This window comes from Serratia sp. DFXYC6, assembly GCF_057196085.1.
In genome coordinates this window covers 913,327-931,231 of record NZ_JBXUNV010000001.1, presented here as the reverse complement: position 1 = coordinate 931,231, position 17,905 = coordinate 913,327, and the positions used below count along the sequence as shown (strand labels likewise).

Genomic DNA, 17,905 nt, shown 5'->3' with positions numbered 1-17,905 from the left:
AAGCCTGTGAAATCATTAGCAAGCATGCTGCAAGGCCAGTCGATCGCCGCGGCCATCACCGCCGTCGAAAACGATATCAAGGCGAAACCGGCGGATGCCGACCTGCGCGCCGCGCTGGTGCAACTGCTGTGTCTGAGCGGCAACTGGACGCGCGCCAACGCGCAGCTGAAATCCTGGCAGGCGCTGAAACCTATCGCCCAACCGACCACGCTGCTGCTGATGCAGTCAGTCAACGCCGAGCTGCAACGCCAGGCGGTGTTTGCCGGCACGGCCGCGCCGGCGCTGCTGCGGCAGGATCAGCCTTGGCTGAAACTGATGGTGCAGGCGCTGCATCAGGATGCGCAAGGGGCGGCCGAACAGGCCCAGGCGCTGCGTGATGAAGCGCTGGAGGCCGCTCCGGCCGGCGCCGGGCGGTTAACGCTGGCCGAAGGCGAACAAGAACGGCAGCTGCGTTTCGACTGGCTGACCGACGGTGACGGCCGCCTCGGGCCGGTATGCGAACTGGCGCTGAACGGCGTTTACTACTGGCTGCCGTTTGCCGACATCGCCGCGATCCAGTTCCAGGCGCCGCAGAGCGCCATCGACCTGGTGTGGAGCCATGCGCTGGTGCGCCTGACCGATGGCCGCGAACAGGTATGCCAACTGCCCGCCCGTTACCCGCTGGCAGAAGGCAGCGACGACGCGCTGCTGCTCGGCAAGCGCACCGAATGGCAACCGCTGGGCGACGGCACCCACTATGCGGGGCTGGGCCTGAAAACCTGGCTCAGCGAAAGCGATGAATTCCCACTGCACAGCCTGCGGCAGCTGAGCTTCGACGCGAGCGCCTGACCATGAACGATAAGCGCCCACCCCACTACGACGGCGGCGATCTGCGCCACCAGGGCTATCGCTATCGTCAGGACAGCGAACGCCTGACCTCGCGCGACAAAATGCAGCCGGTGCTGCTCGATATGCTGACCGACGACGAACCGCAGAAAAAGCAGGAGGCGCAGGTGCGCAACCTGGTGTCGCACAGCGAGCTGCGCCGCCGGGTATTGCGCGATCTGCAGTGGCTGTTCAACTGCGTCAACAGCGAATCCAATCTGGATCTCGGCGATTTTCCGCAGGTGCGGCGCTCCACCCTGAATTACGGCATCGCCTCGCTGGCGGGCAAGCGCATGTCGGACATCGAATGGCTCGACATTCAGCGCGCGCTGACCGAATCCATTCTCCATTTCGAGCCGCGCATTTTGCCCGAGGGGCTGCAGGTGCGCTGCATCTCGGATACCGGCTCGCTGGAGCTGCACAACGTGCTGTCGATCGAAATCAAGGGCCGCCTGTGGTGCGTGCCCTATCCGCTGGAGTTTCTGTTCCGTACCGACGTGGATCTGGAAAACGGCCACTTCGATCTGAAAGACATAGGGTAAGGCGATGGACAGTAAACTGTTAGATTATTACAACCGCGAGCTGGCCTATCTGCGTGAGATGGGCGCCGAGTTCGCCGAACAGTACCCGAAAGTCGCGGGCCGCCTCGGCATGCGCGGCATCGACGTGGCGGACCCTTATATCGAGCGCCTGATGGAAGGCTTCGCCTTCCTCACCTCGCGCGTGCAGCTGAAAATGGACGCCGAGTTCCCGCGCTTTTCTCAGCGCTTGCTGGAGATCATCTACCCCAACTACCTGTCGCCGACGCCGTCGATGGCGATCGCCGAGCTGCAGCCGGACAGCAGCAAAGGCGACATCAGCAACGGCTTCGTGGTGCCGCGCGGCACCATGATGGACAGCCAGACGCTGAAGAAAAGCGGCATCACCTGCAGTTACACCACGGCGCATGACGTCACGCTGCAGCCGGTGCGCATCGCCGGCGTCGAGCTGGGCGGCATTCCGGCCGATATCCCGCTGGCCTCGCTGGGGTTGCAGCACAGCGGCTGCGTCAGCGCGCTGCGCATTCGTCTTGAGTGCTACGAAAGTGTGACGCTCAACAACCTGCAGTTGGATCAATTGATGTTTTACCTGGCCGGGCCGGACATGCAGGCGCAGCAGTTGCTGGAGTTGCTGATGCAGCACAGCGTCGGGCTTGTCTGCCAAACGGTGGAGGCTCAGCCGCAGCGGCGGGCGCTGGCGTTGGACGGGCTGCGACAGGAGGGCTTCGCCGCCGATCAGGCGCTGCTGCCCAACGATCTGCGCAACTTCGAAGGCTACCGGCTGCTGCAGGAGTATTTCGCCTTCCCGGCGCGCTTCCAGTTCTTCAGCGTCAACGGCCTGCGTCCGCTGCTGCAGAGCGTGCGCGAAGGGAAAAAGGGGCTGCGCCAGTTCGAAATCGTGGTACTGCTGGATCGGCATGATGCCGCGCTGGAACGGGTGGTCGACGCCGCCCACCTGGCGCTGCACTGCACGCCGGTGATCAACCTGTTTCCGAAGGTCGCCGAACGCATCGCGATCAACGAAAAAAACCACGAATACCATCTGGTGGTCGACAATATCCGGCCGCTGGATTACGAAGTATTCTCAGTGCAGCGGCTCGGCGGCAGCGCCAGCGAAAAACGCTACGAGCAAGAGTTTCGGCCGTTTTACAGCACCCTGAGCGCGGACGACGGCAACTATGGCGCCTACTTCTCGCTGCGGCGCGAACAGCGCACGCTGTCGGAACACGCCCGCCGCTACGGCACCCGCACCGGTTATGCCGGTTCAGAAGTGTTCGTGTCGTTGGTGGACGAACGGCAATCGCCGTGGCACAGCGATCTGAAATACCTCACCGCCGACGTGCTGTGCACCAGCCGCGACCTGCCGTTGATGCTGTTGCAACAGGATCAGGGCAACTTCGTGATGCCCGATTCGATCCCGATCAAGCAGGTCTCGCTGCGCAAAGGCCCCACCCCGCCGCGCCCGGCGCTGGCCGAAGGGATGATCACCTGGCGGCTGATCAGCCAGCTGCAGCTGAACTACCTCAGCATGATGGACGGCGATCCGGAACAGGGCGCCGCCAGCCTGCGCCAGCTGCTGGGGCTGTACGGCAACCTGAGCGAGCCGGCGATCGCCAAACAGATCCAGGGCGTGCGCCACTGCAACCTGCGGCCGGTCTATCGGCGTGTGCCGGAGCCCGGCCCCATCGTATTCGCACGCGGCATCGCCATCGATCTGACGGTCGATGAACAGGCGTTCTCCGGCAACAGCCCTTACCTGCTCGGCAGCGTGTTGGAGCGCCTGTTCTCGCGCCTGGTGGCGATGAACACCTTCACCGAGATGACGCTCTCCAGCCAGCAGCGCGGCGAAATCGCCCACTGGCAGGCGCGCATGGGCAAAAGGACGCTGATATGAGCGCGGAAATGATCGCCACCGAACTGGCGCCGCCGCAGATCAACGCGCTGTATCGCCTGCCGGACGACTTCTGGCCGCGGCTGCGCAGCGCGCCTTACAAACACGATCTGTTTCAGCTGCTGCGGCGCATCGACGCCCAGGGCGGCCAACCCTACCTGCTGGGGCGCGCGCCGCTGCCGCGCCACGAGATGCTGCGCCTGGGCCAGGAGCCGTCGCTGTCGTTCGCGCCCTCCACGCTGGCGCAGGTGACGCCGCGCGCCAACGGCTCGCTGCACGACGTTTCGATCTTCAGTTTCGGCCTGTTCGGCCCCAACGGGCCGCTGCCGCTGCACCTGACCGAATACGTGCGCGAACGGGTGTATCACCATCAGGACACCACCCTGCTGGCGTTCACCAACCTGTTCCATCACCGCCTGACGCTGCTGTTTTACCGCGCCTGGGCCGACGCGCAGCCGACGGTATCGCTGGATCGCCCGGACAACCGGCGCTTCGACGAGTACCTGTCGAGCCTGATCGGCATCGGCCAGCCGGCGCAGCAAGAGCGCGACAGCATCAACGCCCACGCCAAGCATTTTATGGCCGGTCATCTGATTCGCCACAGCCGCGATCCGGAAGGCCTGAGCAAGATTTTGCAGCAGTATTTCAAGGTGCCGGTGCGCATCGTCGAAAACGTGCCGCACTGGCTGCGGGTAGAACCGCGCGAGCAGGCGCGGCTCAAGGCCGGACGCGGCGCGCCGCGGCTCGGCGAGTCGGCCTTTCTCGGCATCGCGGTGCGCGATATCCAGCACAAGTTCCGCATCGAGCTGGGGCCGATGCCGCAGCAGGACTATGACCGTTTCTTGCCGGGCGCCGATCTGTGCCGGCAACTGCGCGACTGGGTGCGCCAATATCTGGGCATCGAGTTCGTCTGGGAAGTGCGCCTGATCCTGGCGAAGGAACAGGCGCACGGCATCCAGCTCGGCGGCGCGCAGCGATTGGGCCTGAGCAGTTGGCTGGCCGACCATCGGCGACAGCGCGATCTCGACGATCTGATCTTCAGCCCTGAACCGCTGGAAAACCCGTTCTGACCCTATTTCGGCTGGCGCCCTGCGGCGCCAGGCCACCCTGAGACCTGAGGAAAACCATGTCTGAAATCAGCCGCTCGGTATTATTTGGCAAACTGGATAGCCTGTTATTCACCTCTCTGGAAAGTGCGACGGCGTTTTGCAAGCTGCGCGGTAACCCCTACGTCGAACTGGCGCACTGGCTGCATCAGCTGATGCAATCGCCGGACGGCGATCTGCAGCAGATCGTCCGCCACTTCGCGTTGGACGAGGCGCAGCTGGCGCGCGACATCGTCGAGGCGCTCGATCGCCTGCCGCGCGGCGCCAGCGCCATCTCCGATCTGTCCGAGCACATCGACAGCGCGGTAGAACGCGCCTGGGTCTATGGCTCATTGAAATTCGGCGCGGCGCGCATCCGCGGCGGCCACCTGCTGCTCGGCATTCTGAAAACCTACAGCCTGCGCCATCTGCTGAAGGCCATTTCCCCGCAGTTCGAGCGCATCAACGCCGATCTGTTGATGGAGCAGTTCGCCGCCATTACCGCTCACTCGGCGGAAAACGCCGAGGATGCGCCGGCGGAAAGCCGCGCCGAGAACGCATCCGGCGCGGCGCGCAGCGGTGAAAGCGTGCTGACGCAGTATGCCCAGGATCTGACCGCCAGAGCGCGCGACGGCGAGATCGACCCGGTGGCCGGCCGCGATGAAGAGATCCGGCAAATCATCGATATCCTGATGCGCCGCCGCCAGAACAACCCACTGCTGACCGGCGAGGCCGGCGTCGGCAAAACCGCGGTGGTGGAGGGCCTGGCGCTGCGCATCGTGGCTGGCGACGTGCCGCCGCAGCTGCGCGACGTGAAGCTGTGCCTGTTGGACATCGGCATGCTGCAGGCCGGCGCCGGCGTTAAGGGCGAGTTTGAAAAACGGCTGCAGGCTGTGATCGACGAAGTGCAGTCCAGCCCGACGCCAATCATCCTGTTTATCGACGAAATTCACACACTGATCGGCGCCGGCGGCGCCCAGGGCACCGGCGACGCCGCCAACCTGCTGAAACCGGCGCTGGCGCGCGGCCAACTGCGCACCATTGGCGCCACCACCTGGTCGGAATACAAGAAATACATCGAGAAAGACCCGGCGCTCACCCGCCGTTTCCAGGTGGTGCAGGTGCACGAACCGAGCGAAGACAAAGCGCTGCTGATGCTGCGCAGCACCGTCAGCCCGCTGGAGCAACACCACCGCGTGCTGCTGCTGGATGAAGCGGTGGATGCCGCGGTGCGGCTGTCCCATCGCTATATTCCGGCCCGCCAGTTGCCGGACAAGGCGGTGGCGCTGCTGGATACCGCCTGCGCGCGCGTGGCGGTCAGCCAACACGCCGAGCCCGCCCAGGTTGAAGACTGCCGCCATCGCATCGATGCGCTGCAGATCGAATTGGATATCGCCCGCCGCGAGGCCAAGGTCGGCATCGGCGATCCCCTGCGCCCGCAGGAGATTGAAGCTCAGCTGACCGCGCTGCGCCTGGAGCTCGAACAGCTGACCGAGCGCTGGCAGCAAGAGCTGACGCTGATCCAAGAGATCATCACGCTGCGCGCCCAGCTGCACCGGCAGGAAGCGGAGGAGCCTGCCGGCGAAGAAACGGAGGCGCGCCCTGATGCCGACGCGCTGCGCGCCCAACTGGGCGAACTGCAGCAGCAGCTGAGCGCGCTGCAGGGCGAAGCGCCGCTGATCTTCGCCGCCGTCGACGCCAACATCGTGGCGGCGGTGGTGGCCGACTGGACCGGCATCCCGCTGGGCCGCATGGTGAAAAACGAGATTGAAGCGGTGCTGCAACTCTCCGACACCCTGAACCAGCGCGTGATCGGCCAACGCCATGCGCTGGATCTGATCGCCCGCCGGGTGCGCACCTCACGGGCGCGGCTGGACGATCCGAACAAGCCGGTCGGGGTGTTCCTGCTGGCCGGGCCCTCCGGCGTCGGCAAAACCGAAACCGCGCTGGCGCTGGCGGAAACCCTGTACGGCGGCGAGCAGAACGTCATCACCATCAACATGAGCGAATTCCAGGAGTCGCACACCGTTTCGACGCTGAAAGGCGCGCCGCCCGGCTATGTCGGCTACGGCGAAGGCGGCGTGCTGACCGAGGCGGTGCGCCGCCGTCCTTACAGCGTGGTGCTGTTGGACGAGATCGAGAAAGCGCACCCGGACGTACATGAAATCTTCTTCCAGGTGTTCGACAAGGGCTGGATGGAGGACGGCGAAGGCCGCCATATCGATTTCCGCAACACCATCATCATTCTGACCTCCAACGTCGGCACCGATCTGATCGCCGGACTGTGCAGCGATCCGGAGCTGCTGCCGGAGCCGGAGGCGCTGAGCGGCGCGCTGCGCCAGCCGCTGCTGTCGGTGTTCCCGGCCGCCTTGCTCGGCCGCCTGCTGGTGGTGCCGTATTACCCGCTGACCGACGCCACGCTGGGCAACATCGTGCGCCTGCAGTTGGGCCGCATTCAGCGCCGCCTGGCGGAGAATCACGACATCGTCTGCACCTTCGACGACGCGGTCATCGAGCAGATCGTCAGCCGCTGCACCGAGGTGGAGTCCGGCGGCCGCATGGTCGACGCCATCCTGACCAACACCCTGCTGCCGCAGATCAGCCACACCCTGCTGACCGGCAGCGCCAACGACCAGCGCTATCGCCAGCTGCATATCGCGCTGCAGAACCACGAATTCATTTGTCAATTTCAGGCATAACGCCGCGGCCGCCGAGACGGCGGCCCTTTGAACACAGAGAGTCATCACTATGTCGGGAACCGGGATAACCAAACCGAATTCGAACAGCCTGCCGAGCGGCTATCGATTCAACGAATTCGAGATCCAGGAAGCGATCGGCGAAGGCGGCTTCGGCATCGTCTACCGCGCCTACGATCACCAACTGGAACGCACCATCGCCATCAAGGAGTACATGCCGACCTCGCTGGCGAAACGCAACGACGATCTCAGTATCGGGCTACGCGGCGAGCGCTTCGGCAAAACTTTCCAGGCCGGGCTGAACAGCTTTATTCAGGAGGCGCGTCTGCTGGCGCGCTTCTCGCACCCCGGCCTGCTGCACGTGTTGCGCTTCTGGGAAGAGAACGGCACCGCCTATATGGGCACCCAGTTTTACAGCGGCACCACGCTGAAAAACCTGCAGGCGCAGCAGCCGGAGAAAATCGACGAGGCGTGGATCCGTCGGCTGCTGCCGCCGCTGTTCAGCGCCATCAACACCATCCATCAGGAAGGTTATCTGCACCGCGACATTTCGCTGGATAATATCCAGATCCAGGAGAGCCAGCTGCCGGTGCTGCTGGACTTCGGGTCAGCGCGCAAAGAGATCGGCAACCTGTCGGACGAAACGGAGATCATGCTCAAACCGGGCTTCGCGCCGATCGAGCAGTACACCGAGAACAGCGACGGCGAACAGGGGCCGTGGACCGATATCTACGCGCTGGGCGCCGTGCTGCACACGCTGATCGTCGGTTCGCCGCCGCCGGTCAGCGTGGTGCGCAGCATCGAAGACAGCTACCAGCCGCTGACCGAGCGCCGCCCCGCCGGCTACTCGCCGGAGCTGCTGCGCACCGTCGATCGCGCGCTGGCGCTGAAGCCGGAAGACCGCCCGCAGACCATCGACGAAATGGCCGAGCTGTTGCACCTGCCGATCGCCGATGAAAACGAAATCATCAGCACCCCGGCCGCCGCGCCGGAGAACTTGCTGGTCGCCGCCAACCCGGCCGCCGCTGCGGCCGCCGCCGGCGCCGTTACCGCGCGCGGTACCCAATTCTCACGCCCGATGATGGCCGGCGCCGGGGTCGCCGCGCTGCTGGTGATCGGCGCGATCGCCTGGCTGAGCGGCGGCAAGGACGACGCCCAGGCCGTCGCTCAAAACAGCGAGGCGTCACCGGCGCAGAAAACCCTGACGGAGCAGGCGAGCGCGCCGCAAACCGCGCAGCCTGCGGCGGCGGAACCTGAAAAAGCGGCGCCGCCGGCGCAACCGGTGGCGTTGGTGTACTTCAAACTGCAACCGGGTGAGCAGGTCAGCCTCGACGGCAAGCCGCAGCAGGTGACGCCGGGCGAAAACGGCTTCGCCAGCCTGAACCTGGCGCCAGGCCGTTATCAGTTGGAGATCCGCCACAACGATCGGCTGCGCCGCCAACAGCTCAGCATCGACACCGCCGGCACCTGGCTGGTCAACCCGGCCACCGCCGGTTAATCCCGTTCTGAAACTCCGCCACGGCGGGGTTTTCCCTATTTCATGAGACTGACGAGCAACTGCCCCCTCATTGGCCGCGCGGCAAGGCCGCTGCAACGCCGGAGTATGCAGGGCATGACGTCAATCACAGAGGATGTTCTCATGTTGGATCGCATTATTGCGCACACGCCGCTGGGCCAGGAGCAACTGCTGTTCCGCTCGCTGGACGGCATCGAAGCGCTTTCCACTCCTTTCGACTTCTCTATTGAATTGCTGAGCACCGACGCGCGGCTCGATCGCAAAGCGCTGCTCGGCCAACCGCTGACGCTGGAGATCCCTACCCAGGGCTTTCTCAGCGCCCCGCGCTACCTGAACGGCAAGATCACCGCCATCGCCGTCAGCAGCGAAGAGATCGGCGGCACGCGCTACGCGGTGTATAACCTGCACGTGCAGCCGGATCTGTGGCCGATGACCAAAGACCGCAACTTCCGCATCTTCCAGGAACAGACGGTGCCGCAGATCGTCAAGACCCTGCTGGCGGAGCACAACGTGCAGCTGGAAGATCAGCTGACCGGCGACTATCGCCTGTGGGGCTACTGCGTGCAGTACAACGAAAGCAGCTTCAACTTCATCAGCCGCCTGATGGAGCTGGAGGGCATCTATTACTATTTCAAACACGAGATGGGCAAGCACACGCTGGTGCTCGGGGATGCGCCCCACCACCACCAGCCTTATCCCGGCTACGAGATGATCCCCTACCATCTGACGCCGTCCGGCGGCAGCACCAGCGAGGAAGGCATCAGCCAGTGGACATTGTCCGATCGCGTCACGCCGGGCATCTACAGCCTGGACGACTATGATTTTCGCAAACCGAACGCCTGGCTGTTCCAGGCGCGGCAGAACCCGGTCTCCCCCACGCCGGGGCAGATCGACGTTTACGACTGGCCAGGCCGCTATACCGAACATCAGCAGGGCGAGTTCTACGCCCGCGTGCGCCAGGAAGCCTGGCAGGCCGAACATCAGCAGATCCGAGGCACCGCCACCGCCATGGGCATTGCCCCCGGCAGTACCTTCACGCTGTATAACGCCCCGCATGCCGACGACAACCGCGAGTACCTGACGCTGCAGGCCAACTATCACCTGAAAGAGAACCGCTACGCCAGCGGCGACGATCAGAGTAGCGAACACCGTATCGACTTCACCGTGCTGCCGGCGGACGTGCCCTGGCACCCGCCGCAGCAGGCCAGCTGGCCGAAAACCCACGGGCCGCAGACCGCCCGGGTGGTCGGCCCGGCCGGCGAATCGATCTGGACCGATAAATACGGCCGCATCAAGGTGAAGTTCCACTGGGATCGCTTCGGGCCGAAAGACGACGGTAGCTCCTGCTGGGTGCGCGTCTCCAGCGCCTGGGCCGGCCAGGGCTACGGCGGTGTGCAGATCCCGCGCGTCAACGACGAAGTGGTGGTGGACTTTATCAACGGCGATCCGGATCGGCCGATCGTCACCGGGCGCGTCTATAACGAAGCCAGCATGCCGCCGTGGGCGCTGCCGGCCGCCGCCACCCAGATGGGCTTTATGAGCCGCACCAAGGACGGCACCGCCGACAACGCCAACGCCCTGCGTTTTGAAGACAAGGCCGGCGCCGAGCAGGTGTGGATCCAGGCGGAGCGCAACATGGACACCCAGGTGAAAAACGATGAAAGCCACACCATCGCTAACGACCACACGCATCTGGTGGGCGGTAACCAGATCAAACGGGTGGTGCTCAATCAGGCGACCGGCGTCAAAGGCGAATCCTCCGCGCTGACCGGCAAAACGCGCAGCGACGCCGTGGTCAATGCCTTTACCCTCGGCTCCGGCGAATCGCTGCGGCTCGAGTGCGGCGAAAGCGTGATCGAACTGCTGGCGGACGGCCAAATCAACATCACCGGCACCAGTTTCAATATCACGGTGAAAGAGGATGGCGCGATCAACACCGGCGGCCAGCTGGATCTCAACCAGCCTGGCGGCGCCGCACGCACCGCCGCACCGGGTGGCGGCCATCAGGCGGCAATCCAGAGCGCCGTCGATCAGTTGTTCCCTAAAGAGTAGGTAATTGGTACGCCGGGAAAGCCGGTTAACGCCGCCCCCCGGGCGGCAGTACCGGCAAAAACGCCGTCCGCTGTAACCCCTTTTGGCAAGGAGATGAATAGGCTGGCGGCAAAATCACTGACGTTAAGCCAACACAACGGGCTGAATCTGTACCGCCCATCGATTCAGCCTTCTTTATCATTTCCCCTTCACCACTTCTTCACCGTCTGGTAAATCTCGAGGTCGAAATAGCCGTCGGCTTCGCAGTCGTTGAGATAGTGTTCATAGCTCACCCCCTCAACCGGCTGGTAGCCGCTGGCCGGCAGCAGCTTCTGATAGAACTCGCCCCACACCCGCTCGAAATCGCCATCGCTGATGCGCACGTGGTAGACCGCATACTGCCCGGCGGGCAGCGTCTGCACGGTGACGCCCTCGCTGCCCGCCGGCAGCGCGAAATCGTCCGCCACGCTCATCACCACGTCGGCGCGCAGCTTTTCCGGCGTCACTTCCGCCGGATCGTCCCAATACAACACCAGCCATTTGCCGAACGGCACGTCGTGGCGCTGCCGCCATGCCAACAGTTGCTGCGAGCCCTGCGGGATGGTCTGCGGATACGGCCCCACGACTCTCACTCCCACCACCTTCTCCGCCGCCTTATCGATAATCCTCACGCTCATCGCCCTTCCCCCTCACAATGTCTCAGGCGCCGATTTCGGTACGCACGTCCAGCAACTCGGGGAAAAAGGTCAGATCCAACGCCTTTTTCAGGAAACTGACGCCGCTGGAGCCGCCGGTGCCCGACTTAAAGCCGATGATCCGCTCCACCGTTTTCATATGGCGGAAACGCCACAGATGGAAACTCTCTTCGATATCCACCAGCTTCTCCGCCATTTCATAGGCTTCCCAGTAGGTTTGCGGGTTGTCGTAGATCACTTTAAACGCCGGCAGCAGATCCGGGTTGCGCTGGTAGGGCTGCGTCCAGTCGCGCTCGAGACACTCCTGCGGGATCGGCAAGCCGTGGCGCGCCAGGTACAGCAAGTATTCGTCGTACAGGCTCGGCGCTTCGAGGATCGCCTTCAGCGCGGCGTGCTTTTCCGCGTCGTTGCTGAACACCGCCAGCATGGCGGCGTTCTTGTTGCCGAGCAGGAATTCGATCGACCGGTACTGGTGCGACTGGAAGCCCGACGAACTGCCCAGCACGTCGCGAAACTCGACGTATTCCGACGGCGTCAGCGTTTCCAGCACCGCCCACTGTTCGAACAGCAGCCGCTGGATCTGTTTGACGCGCGCGAGGATTTTGAAACAGTGGCTGAGTTTGTCCTGCTGCACCAGCCGCAGCGCCGCCTGCAGCTCGTGCAGCATCAGCTTCATCCACAGTTCGGAGGTTTGATGCTGTATCACGAACAGCATTTCGTCATGATGCGGCGGGTTGGAGAGCGGGTGCTGGCAGTCCAGCAGTTGGTCCAGGCACAGGTAGTCGCCATAGCTCATGCGTTTGGAAAAATCGGTGACAATCGCGCTTTCTAATTCCCGTTTGTTCATCTGTGATCTCCGTTGCGCCCAGCGCCCCATCGGCCTGGAACGTGCCGCAAAGAGAAAACAATAGTACAGAACCCGCCGCCCCGAAGGGCGATAAACGAGAGATGCTTCGCAGATCTCACTCATCTGCGTTAACACAGTGCCCCCACCCCCGTTGTTGTTTAGTAAACAACACGGCAGCCGCCTGACGACTCTCACAAATGCGCGATCCCATGCACGCGGCGCCCCGGTTGCAGCTTGCCTGCGGCCGGCTTCCCTTATAGATTGCAGGCTAACGGCAGGCAGCAAGGTATCGGCAAATGGCAAATATTCGTGATGTGGCGCGGTTGGCCGGCGTGTCCATCAGCAGCGTGTCGAACCTGCTGAATAATCGCAGTCACCAGATGAGCGCGCAGACCCGTGAGCGCATCGAACGAGCGATGGCGACCCTGGGCTACCCACCGGCCCGAGCGGCGGTGCCCGCGCCGCAGGCGAAAATCATCGGCCTGCTGCTGCCGTCGATCGTTAACCCGAGCTTTTCGGCGCTGGCGCATGCGGTCGACGGCGCGGCGCGGGCTCACCGTTACCGGGTCTTGCTCGGCAACGCCTACCGCCAGGAGCAGGAGGAGGCCGCGTTTATCGACGATATGTTCCTGCATGGCGTGCGCGGCATCATCGTGGCGGCGAGCGACATTCGCCAGACCCATTTTGTTCGGGCCGCCGAGCGAGGCATGAAGATTGTCAGCTACGACAGCCCGTTTGCCGAGCAGATGGCCACCGATAGCCGGCTGTTCGACAGCGTGTCGATGGACAATATCGCCGCCGGGCGCCTGGCCGCACAGCACCTGCTCGAACGCGGCTGCCGACACATCGTGTTCGCCACCGAAGCGACGCTGACCGTGGGGCGCAGCCACAAGATCGACGGTTTTCTGAGCGCCCTGGGGCACAGCCTGAGTGAACGCCAACGGGTGATCGAAGGCAAGGCCACCAGCGCCTACGGCGACACGGAAATGTTCGAATTGGGGCTGACGCTGGCGCCGCGCGTTCTCGCGTTGGCGCCGCGCCCGGACGGCATCGTGGCGATTAACGATGCGTTAGGCATCGGGCTGATGGTGGGCCTGCGCGCCGCCGGCGTCCAGGTGCCCGCAGACATCTCAGTGATCGGCATCGACAATATCGCGCTGGCCGGCCTGGCCGAACCGGGGCTGACGTCCGTGCGGCCGCCGCTGGCGGAGATGGCGCAGCTGATGGTCGAACGCCTGATCGGCCGCATCAACAATGATTCGCAACCGCCCGGCGAGTTTCTCTTCCCGCCGACGGTCATCAGCCGGCGCTCGGTCAAAACCGCCGGTTAATAGAGTAAAAACGGCTTTACCAAACGATGTGCAGCCGGGCATCGTTCGGCTCGGCGCAGCCAAAATCAGAGAAATAGAATCGTCGCAATAAATAAACGGCGCGACGCTTTTATGCACGCAACGTCGTTATTCAGCTCTCCGCTCATTGCTTTGGGCCGGGCCGCTATTATTCCGATTAACCACATGGGAAAAACCATGATGAAAAAAATAATGCCAAAGGATATTGAACGCAGCGCCATCAGGAAATTGACGCTGCATATTGTGCCCCTCATGATATTGTTGTATTTCCTGGCCTTTCTCGACCGCAACAATATGGCCTACGCCGCCAAAGCGCTGGAAGATAACCTGGGATTGACCGCCTCGGCTTTCGGCTTCGCCTCCGGGATTTTCTTTATCGGCTATTTCCTGTTTGAAATACCCAGCAACGCCGGCACCATTAAATTCGGCCCGCGCATCTGGTTCGCCAGAATATTAATTTCCTGGGGCATCTTCGCGACCCTGCTCGGTTTTGTGCGCACGCCGATGGAGCTGTATATTTGCCGTTTTATGCTGGGCGTGTGCGAAGCCGGTTTCTTTCCCTCGGTGGTGTATTACTTCACGGTGTTCTTCCCGGAAAAGTACCGCACTAAAATTCTCGGCATGTTCATCATCGTCCAGCCGCTGTCCAACGCGGTCGGCTCGCCGATTTCCGGCTTTATTCTCAATATTCAGCATGACTGGTTCGGGTTCGCCCCCTGGCAGCTGCTGTTCATCCTCGAAGGGCTGCCGCCGATCGTCATCGGCCTGCTGATCCCCTTCCTGATCAAGAACTCGCCCAAGGACGTCGGCTATCTGAACGTGGAGGAAAAAGCCTGGCTGATGAGCAACGCCGGCCGCTCCAAATCCGGCTCTAAAATCACGCTGGGCGACTTCCTCAAGGGCATTAAAAACAAGAAATACCTGCTCTACGCGCTGCTCAACTTCGGCATGGTGTGCGGCATTTACGGCTTCGGCACCTGGCTGCCGTCGATCATCAGCGCCATTTCCGGCGGCGATATCTTCCGCGTCAGCCTGCTGGCGCTCATTCCCTACGGCCTGGCCGCGCTGCTGGTCTATCCGTGGAGTCTGTGGGCCAGCAAAACCAAAAAACTCGGCGTGTTCGCCGGCCTCAGCATGGTGATCGCCGCCATCGGCCTGATGGGCGCGGTGACATTTTTTAAATACGACCCGTTCGTCGCGCTGTCATTCCTGTGCATCGCCGCCATCGGCATCTACACCGCCGTGCCGCCGTTCCTATCCATGCCCGCCAACATATCCACCGGCGCGGCCGCAGCAGCCGGGCTGGCGGTGGTGAGCTGCATCGGCAATATCGGCGGTTTCGTCGCTCCCTATGCGGTGGGCGTGCTGAACGATCTGACCGGCAGCAGCGCGCCGGGGCTGTTTTTCCTGGCTTCGTGCCTGCTGGCCACCGGCTTGATCTGCATTTTCTACTGCGCCAAACAGCGTGAAGGCGTCATCAATTCTTAACGAACCAATAAGGAGTCAATCATGGGCGATCTTGCGGGCAAAAAGGTCTTTATCACCGGGGCGGAACAGGGCATCGGCCGCGCCACCGCGGAGCGGCTGATCAAGGCCGGTTGCGACATCTATTTTCACTATCACAGCGACGAAAGCGGCCCCAAAGCGCTGGTGGCGCTGGCCCATTCATTGGGGCAAAAGGCCGCCTACGGCTACGCCGATCTCATCGATACCGATGAAACGCTGCGCTGCGTCTCGGCCGGCGCCGAGTTGCTCGGCGGCATCGATATCCTGATCAATAACGTCGGCGGTATCGTCGGGCGCAAATGGCTGGGCGAGATCGACCGCGCCTTCTGGCAAACCGTGATCGACGTGAACATGACCACCATGCTGAACGTCACCCAGAGCGCGCTCCCACACCTGAAAGCGGCGCCGGACGGCGCCAGCATCGTTAACCTGGCCTCACAGGCGGGCCGCGCCGGCGGGCACGCCGGCTCGCTGGTCTATTCCGCCACCAAGGGCGCGGTACTCACCTGGACGCGCTCGCTGGCGGCGGAGCTCGGCGAGCACGGCATCCGGGTGAATGCGGTGGCGCCCGGCCTGATCCTCGGCACCCGTTTCCACAATCGCCACACCACCCAGGCATCGGCGGAGGAAACCGTTCGCGCCATCCCGCTGGGCCGCGCAGGCACACCGGACGACGTGGCGCGCGCCATCGCCTTCCTGGCGGCGGAATACGACGGCTTTATCTCCGGCGCGACTCTCGACATCAACGGCGGCATCTACCGCATGTAATTCAGCTGCGGGCGGCGCGCTTGCCGCCCGCCCATTCAGGAATCGCTTTATGATCAAATCCGCCATCACTCACCCGCCGCTGCTCGCCGCACTGGCGCAATGCGGGCATAAAACCCAGGTGTTGATCGCCGACGGCAACTACGCCTGCATGACGCATGCGCCGAAAGACGCCACCGTGGTCTATCTGAACCTGGCGCCCGGCACGCTCGCCGCCCCGCCGATCCTGGAAAAACTGCTGGCCTGCATCAACGTGGAAAGCGCGGCGCTGATGGCCTGCCCGCCGGACTTCACCAACACTATCGAAGCCGAATACCGGCAGTTGCTGCCGGCACATTGCCCGGTCGAACACCTGCCGCGCGAGGCGTTTTACGCCGCGGTCAAATCGGATCGAACGCTGCTGGTGATCGCCTCCGGCGAACAGCGCCGTTTTGCCAATCTGCTGCTGACGGTGGCGCCGGTGGTGTGAAAGAGGTAGAGGGTGTGAGGGGTAAAATGAGGGGGCCAGCCCCCTCATGCCGTTACAGGTCAGCGACCCACTTCTCCAGCTCCCCCGCACGTTCCGCATCGATATAGCTGGTGGCCCAGCCAAACAGGTAAGCGAAGGCGAAAATGCCCACCGTCGACGACACCAGCGTCGGCGCGAAAAACGCGGCGATAGCGGAGAGCGTATACCCTGCGCCGATTGACAACCCGAGCGCTTCGAGCTGGTTGCGGAACGCTTTCCAGTTGCCGGTTGAGAAACCTTCAATCGCGGCGTTTACCAGATCCGCGCCTTTGATCGCCCAATCCACCCCGGTGAAGACCTTGCCTAATACCCGCGCATTGCGGGCATACTGTTCCGCATCGATCATTTTCAGCCAGGTGACAATCGCCGCTTTGTCCTGCGCCTTAAGCTTTTTGTTCAGGCCCTTCGTCAATTGCTCGTAGGTTTTCTCCGCATCTTGCACGTTGCGAATATATTTTCCTTGAATTCCCGCCTCCAAATCCTTGGCGAGTTTGGCGTATTTCGCGCCGATCTTTTCCGCGATATCTTTATTGATACCTGCGGCCAGGCTGACGCCATCCTTGATGGCTTTTAATTCCGCATTTTGATATTCGACGAATTCCTTAACGATCGTTTTTACCGAGCCGGGCGATTTTACCGGTTTGCCGTTGGCATATTTCACCTCCATGGCATTCAGGTTATCCCCTCTCACCACGGCGATAAACGCGGGCCGGTTCTTATTGGCCTTATAGTAGAGGTTGTAGGTCGCCACTCCGTCTTGCTTTTCCACCTTCAAATGATGAAAACCGTAGTAACTCCCGGTCGTGCGGGTCGTCGAGAATTCGCCGGTTTTGCCGTTGCCATGCCAGCCGCTGACGGGCCGATCGCGATGCGAGTCTGTCACGAAACTGCCTAACGAAGAGGCGCCGATCTGCCCGGCATTCAGGCCATTGTTGCCGCCTTTGCCAGGAGTTGAGGGCTTGCGCGCATGGCCGGTTTCGATATCCCCGAGCGCCACTGTCACCCCCTTGGCGTTGACCCCCATCACCAGCCCCCCCAGGCCAATGTGCTTCGCCTGCTCGGCCGTCAAACCGGTGGCGGAAAGGCTCAGCGTGCCGGATGGGCTGACGCTTTCAATATGCAATTTCGCATCCGGGTTAATTCTGCGCGCCGCCTTAATCACCGCCTCCAGCTTCATGCGCAGCGCCGGATCGTTTTGGATCGCCGCTATCTGTTGCTGTTCCGGGCTGTTGCCAACGCCGGCGCCGCCGCGATCGCGATCGCCGGAATGGCCTTTATCGCCGCCCCCCGGCTCAGGGCCCGTACCGCGTTCAGAACTCCAGTTAGTCCCATCTCCTTTACCGCCATAATTAAATCCAGGCATATGCTTTCATCCTTATTTCGTTTTATTTTTAAGATGCCGATATTCTCGTTTAACGCGGATTGACACACGCATTATCCCTATCGGCAAACCGTTTTTAGCTGCCCGTCATTTATAAAAAACTGCAGAAATAAGGACAACGGATGGCGGCTGTCTGGTCGGTGAAACAAATAGGATCGCGTCTGCAGAACCTGAATATATCGCCGCGGGACACACCTGGATGGCTGCGACCTGTTCAGAAGTCATTGGCACA

The 17,905-nt window shown here is 62.5% G+C and carries 14 protein-coding genes; 11 read left to right on the top strand and 3 right to left on the bottom strand.

Annotated elements, in window-relative coordinates; genetic code table 11:
• Positions 1-6 precede the first annotated feature (6 nt).
• From AC2CGQ_RS04570 to AC2CGQ_RS04540, 7 genes are all read left to right on the top strand, one after another.
• Complete coding sequence (locus AC2CGQ_RS04570; RefSeq protein WP_071796813.1) at positions 7-828, top strand: type VI secretion system accessory protein TagJ; 822 nt, start codon at positions 7-9, stop codon at positions 826-828.
• 2 nt (positions 829-830) lie between these two features.
• Positions 831-1,406 (top strand): type VI secretion system baseplate subunit TssE, encoded by a 576-nt coding sequence (locus tag AC2CGQ_RS04565; RefSeq protein WP_004934985.1) that lies wholly within the window; start codon positions 831-833, stop codon positions 1,404-1,406.
• Between the two features lie 4 nt (positions 1,407-1,410).
• A complete protein-coding gene (tssF, locus tag AC2CGQ_RS04560; RefSeq protein ID WP_049188373.1) occupies positions 1,411-3,297 on the top strand; it encodes a type VI secretion system baseplate subunit TssF in 1,887 nt (628 codons plus the stop codon).
• The gene (tssG, locus tag AC2CGQ_RS04555; protein WP_033632720.1) at positions 3,294-4,364 is read left to right on the top strand and encodes a type VI secretion system baseplate subunit TssG; all 1,071 of its coding nucleotides are present in this window, start codon (positions 3,294-3,296) and stop codon (positions 4,362-4,364) included. Before tssF ends, tssG begins: the two co-directional genes overlap by 4 nt.
• A gap of 56 nt (positions 4,365-4,420) precedes the next feature.
• Positions 4,421-7,078: a type VI secretion system ATPase TssH gene (tssH, locus tag AC2CGQ_RS04550; protein WP_484593496.1), complete on the top strand. Its 2,658-nt coding sequence runs from the start codon at positions 4,421-4,423 to the stop codon at positions 7,076-7,078.
• Positions 7,079-7,127: 49 nt separating this feature from the next.
• Complete coding sequence (locus tag AC2CGQ_RS04545; protein WP_118891930.1) at positions 7,128-8,573, top strand: serine/threonine protein kinase; 1,446 nt, start codon at positions 7,128-7,130, stop codon at positions 8,571-8,573.
• Between the two features lie 141 nt (positions 8,574-8,714).
• The gene (locus AC2CGQ_RS04540) at positions 8,715-10,643 is read left to right on the top strand and encodes a type VI secretion system Vgr family protein (protein WP_015378296.1); all 1,929 of its coding nucleotides are present in this window, start codon (positions 8,715-8,717) and stop codon (positions 10,641-10,643) included.
• A 188-nt stretch (positions 10,644-10,831) separates the two neighbouring features.
• On the opposite strand, the gene sbmC is transcribed toward AC2CGQ_RS04540, so the two are convergent.
• Together sbmC and kynA are read right to left on the bottom strand one after the other, a co-directional pair.
• Complete coding sequence (gene sbmC, locus AC2CGQ_RS04535) at positions 10,832-11,299, bottom strand: DNA gyrase inhibitor SbmC (protein ID WP_099981981.1); 468 nt, start codon at positions 11,297-11,299, stop codon at positions 10,832-10,834.
• 22 nt (positions 11,300-11,321) lie between these two features.
• Positions 11,322-12,164, bottom strand: a complete 843-nt coding sequence (kynA, locus tag AC2CGQ_RS04530) for a tryptophan 2,3-dioxygenase (protein ID WP_015378298.1) — start codon at positions 12,162-12,164, stop codon at positions 11,322-11,324.
• A gap of 296 nt (positions 12,165-12,460) precedes the next feature.
• Between kynA and AC2CGQ_RS04525 the strand changes: the two genes are divergently transcribed.
• The 4 genes from AC2CGQ_RS04525 (at position 12,461) to AC2CGQ_RS04510 (ending at position 16,253) form a co-directional block, all read left to right on the top strand.
• Positions 12,461-13,495, top strand: coding sequence for a LacI family DNA-binding transcriptional regulator (locus AC2CGQ_RS04525; RefSeq protein WP_261125657.1), 1,035 nt, complete (start codon positions 12,461-12,463; stop codon positions 13,493-13,495).
• A 270-nt stretch (positions 13,496-13,765) separates the two neighbouring features.
• Positions 13,766-15,001 carry an MFS transporter gene (locus AC2CGQ_RS04520; protein WP_021505752.1) on the top strand — a complete coding sequence of 412 codons (1,236 nt, stop codon included), beginning with the start codon at positions 13,766-13,768 and terminating at the stop codon, positions 14,999-15,001.
• A gap of 21 nt (positions 15,002-15,022) precedes the next feature.
• The gene (locus AC2CGQ_RS04515; protein ID WP_021505753.1) at positions 15,023-15,787 is read left to right on the top strand and encodes an SDR family NAD(P)-dependent oxidoreductase; all 765 of its coding nucleotides are present in this window, start codon (positions 15,023-15,025) and stop codon (positions 15,785-15,787) included.
• Between the two features lie 49 nt (positions 15,788-15,836).
• On the top strand, positions 15,837-16,253 hold the full coding sequence (locus AC2CGQ_RS04510) for an RbsD/FucU domain-containing protein (protein WP_049188354.1): 417 nt from the start codon (positions 15,837-15,839) through the stop codon (positions 16,251-16,253).
• A gap of 52 nt (positions 16,254-16,305) precedes the next feature.
• On the opposite strand, the gene AC2CGQ_RS04505 is transcribed toward AC2CGQ_RS04510, so the two are convergent.
• On the bottom strand, positions 16,306-17,655 hold the full coding sequence (locus AC2CGQ_RS04505) for a colicin-like pore-forming protein (protein ID WP_118891927.1): 1,350 nt from the start codon (positions 17,653-17,655) through the stop codon (positions 16,306-16,308).
• Between the last annotated feature and the right edge of the window lie 250 nt (positions 17,656-17,905).

Excerpts from the sequence above, each read along its gene's own strand:
- AC2CGQ_RS04565 (WP_004934985.1), top strand. The coding sequence starts at position 831 with ATGAACGATAAGCGCCCACCCCACTACGACGGCGGCGATCTGCGCCAC.
- tssF (WP_049188373.1), top strand. The coding sequence starts at position 1,411 with ATGGACAGTAAACTGTTAGATTATTACAACCGCGAGCTGGCCTATCTG.
- tssG (WP_033632720.1), top strand. The coding sequence starts at position 3,294 with ATGAGCGCGGAAATGATCGCCACCGAACTGGCGCCGCCGCAGATCAAC.
- tssH (WP_484593496.1), top strand. The coding sequence starts at position 4,421 with ATGTCTGAAATCAGCCGCTCGGTATTATTTGGCAAACTGGATAGCCTG.
- AC2CGQ_RS04545 (WP_118891930.1), top strand. The coding sequence starts at position 7,128 with ATGTCGGGAACCGGGATAACCAAACCGAATTCGAACAGCCTGCCGAGC.
- AC2CGQ_RS04540 (WP_015378296.1), top strand. The coding sequence starts at position 8,715 with ATGTTGGATCGCATTATTGCGCACACGCCGCTGGGCCAGGAGCAACTG.
- sbmC (WP_099981981.1), bottom strand. The coding sequence starts at position 11,299 with ATGAGCGTGAGGATTATCGATAAGGCGGCGGAGAAGGTGGTGGGAGTG.
- kynA (WP_015378298.1), bottom strand. The coding sequence starts at position 12,164 with ATGAACAAACGGGAATTAGAAAGCGCGATTGTCACCGATTTTTCCAAA.
- AC2CGQ_RS04525 (WP_261125657.1), top strand. The coding sequence starts at position 12,461 with ATGGCAAATATTCGTGATGTGGCGCGGTTGGCCGGCGTGTCCATCAGC.
- AC2CGQ_RS04520 (WP_021505752.1), top strand. The coding sequence starts at position 13,766 with ATGATATTGTTGTATTTCCTGGCCTTTCTCGACCGCAACAATATGGCC.
- AC2CGQ_RS04515 (WP_021505753.1), top strand. The coding sequence starts at position 15,023 with ATGGGCGATCTTGCGGGCAAAAAGGTCTTTATCACCGGGGCGGAACAG.
- AC2CGQ_RS04510 (WP_049188354.1), top strand. The coding sequence starts at position 15,837 with ATGATCAAATCCGCCATCACTCACCCGCCGCTGCTCGCCGCACTGGCG.
- AC2CGQ_RS04505 (WP_118891927.1), bottom strand. The coding sequence starts at position 17,655 with ATGCCTGGATTTAATTATGGCGGTAAAGGAGATGGGACTAACTGGAGT.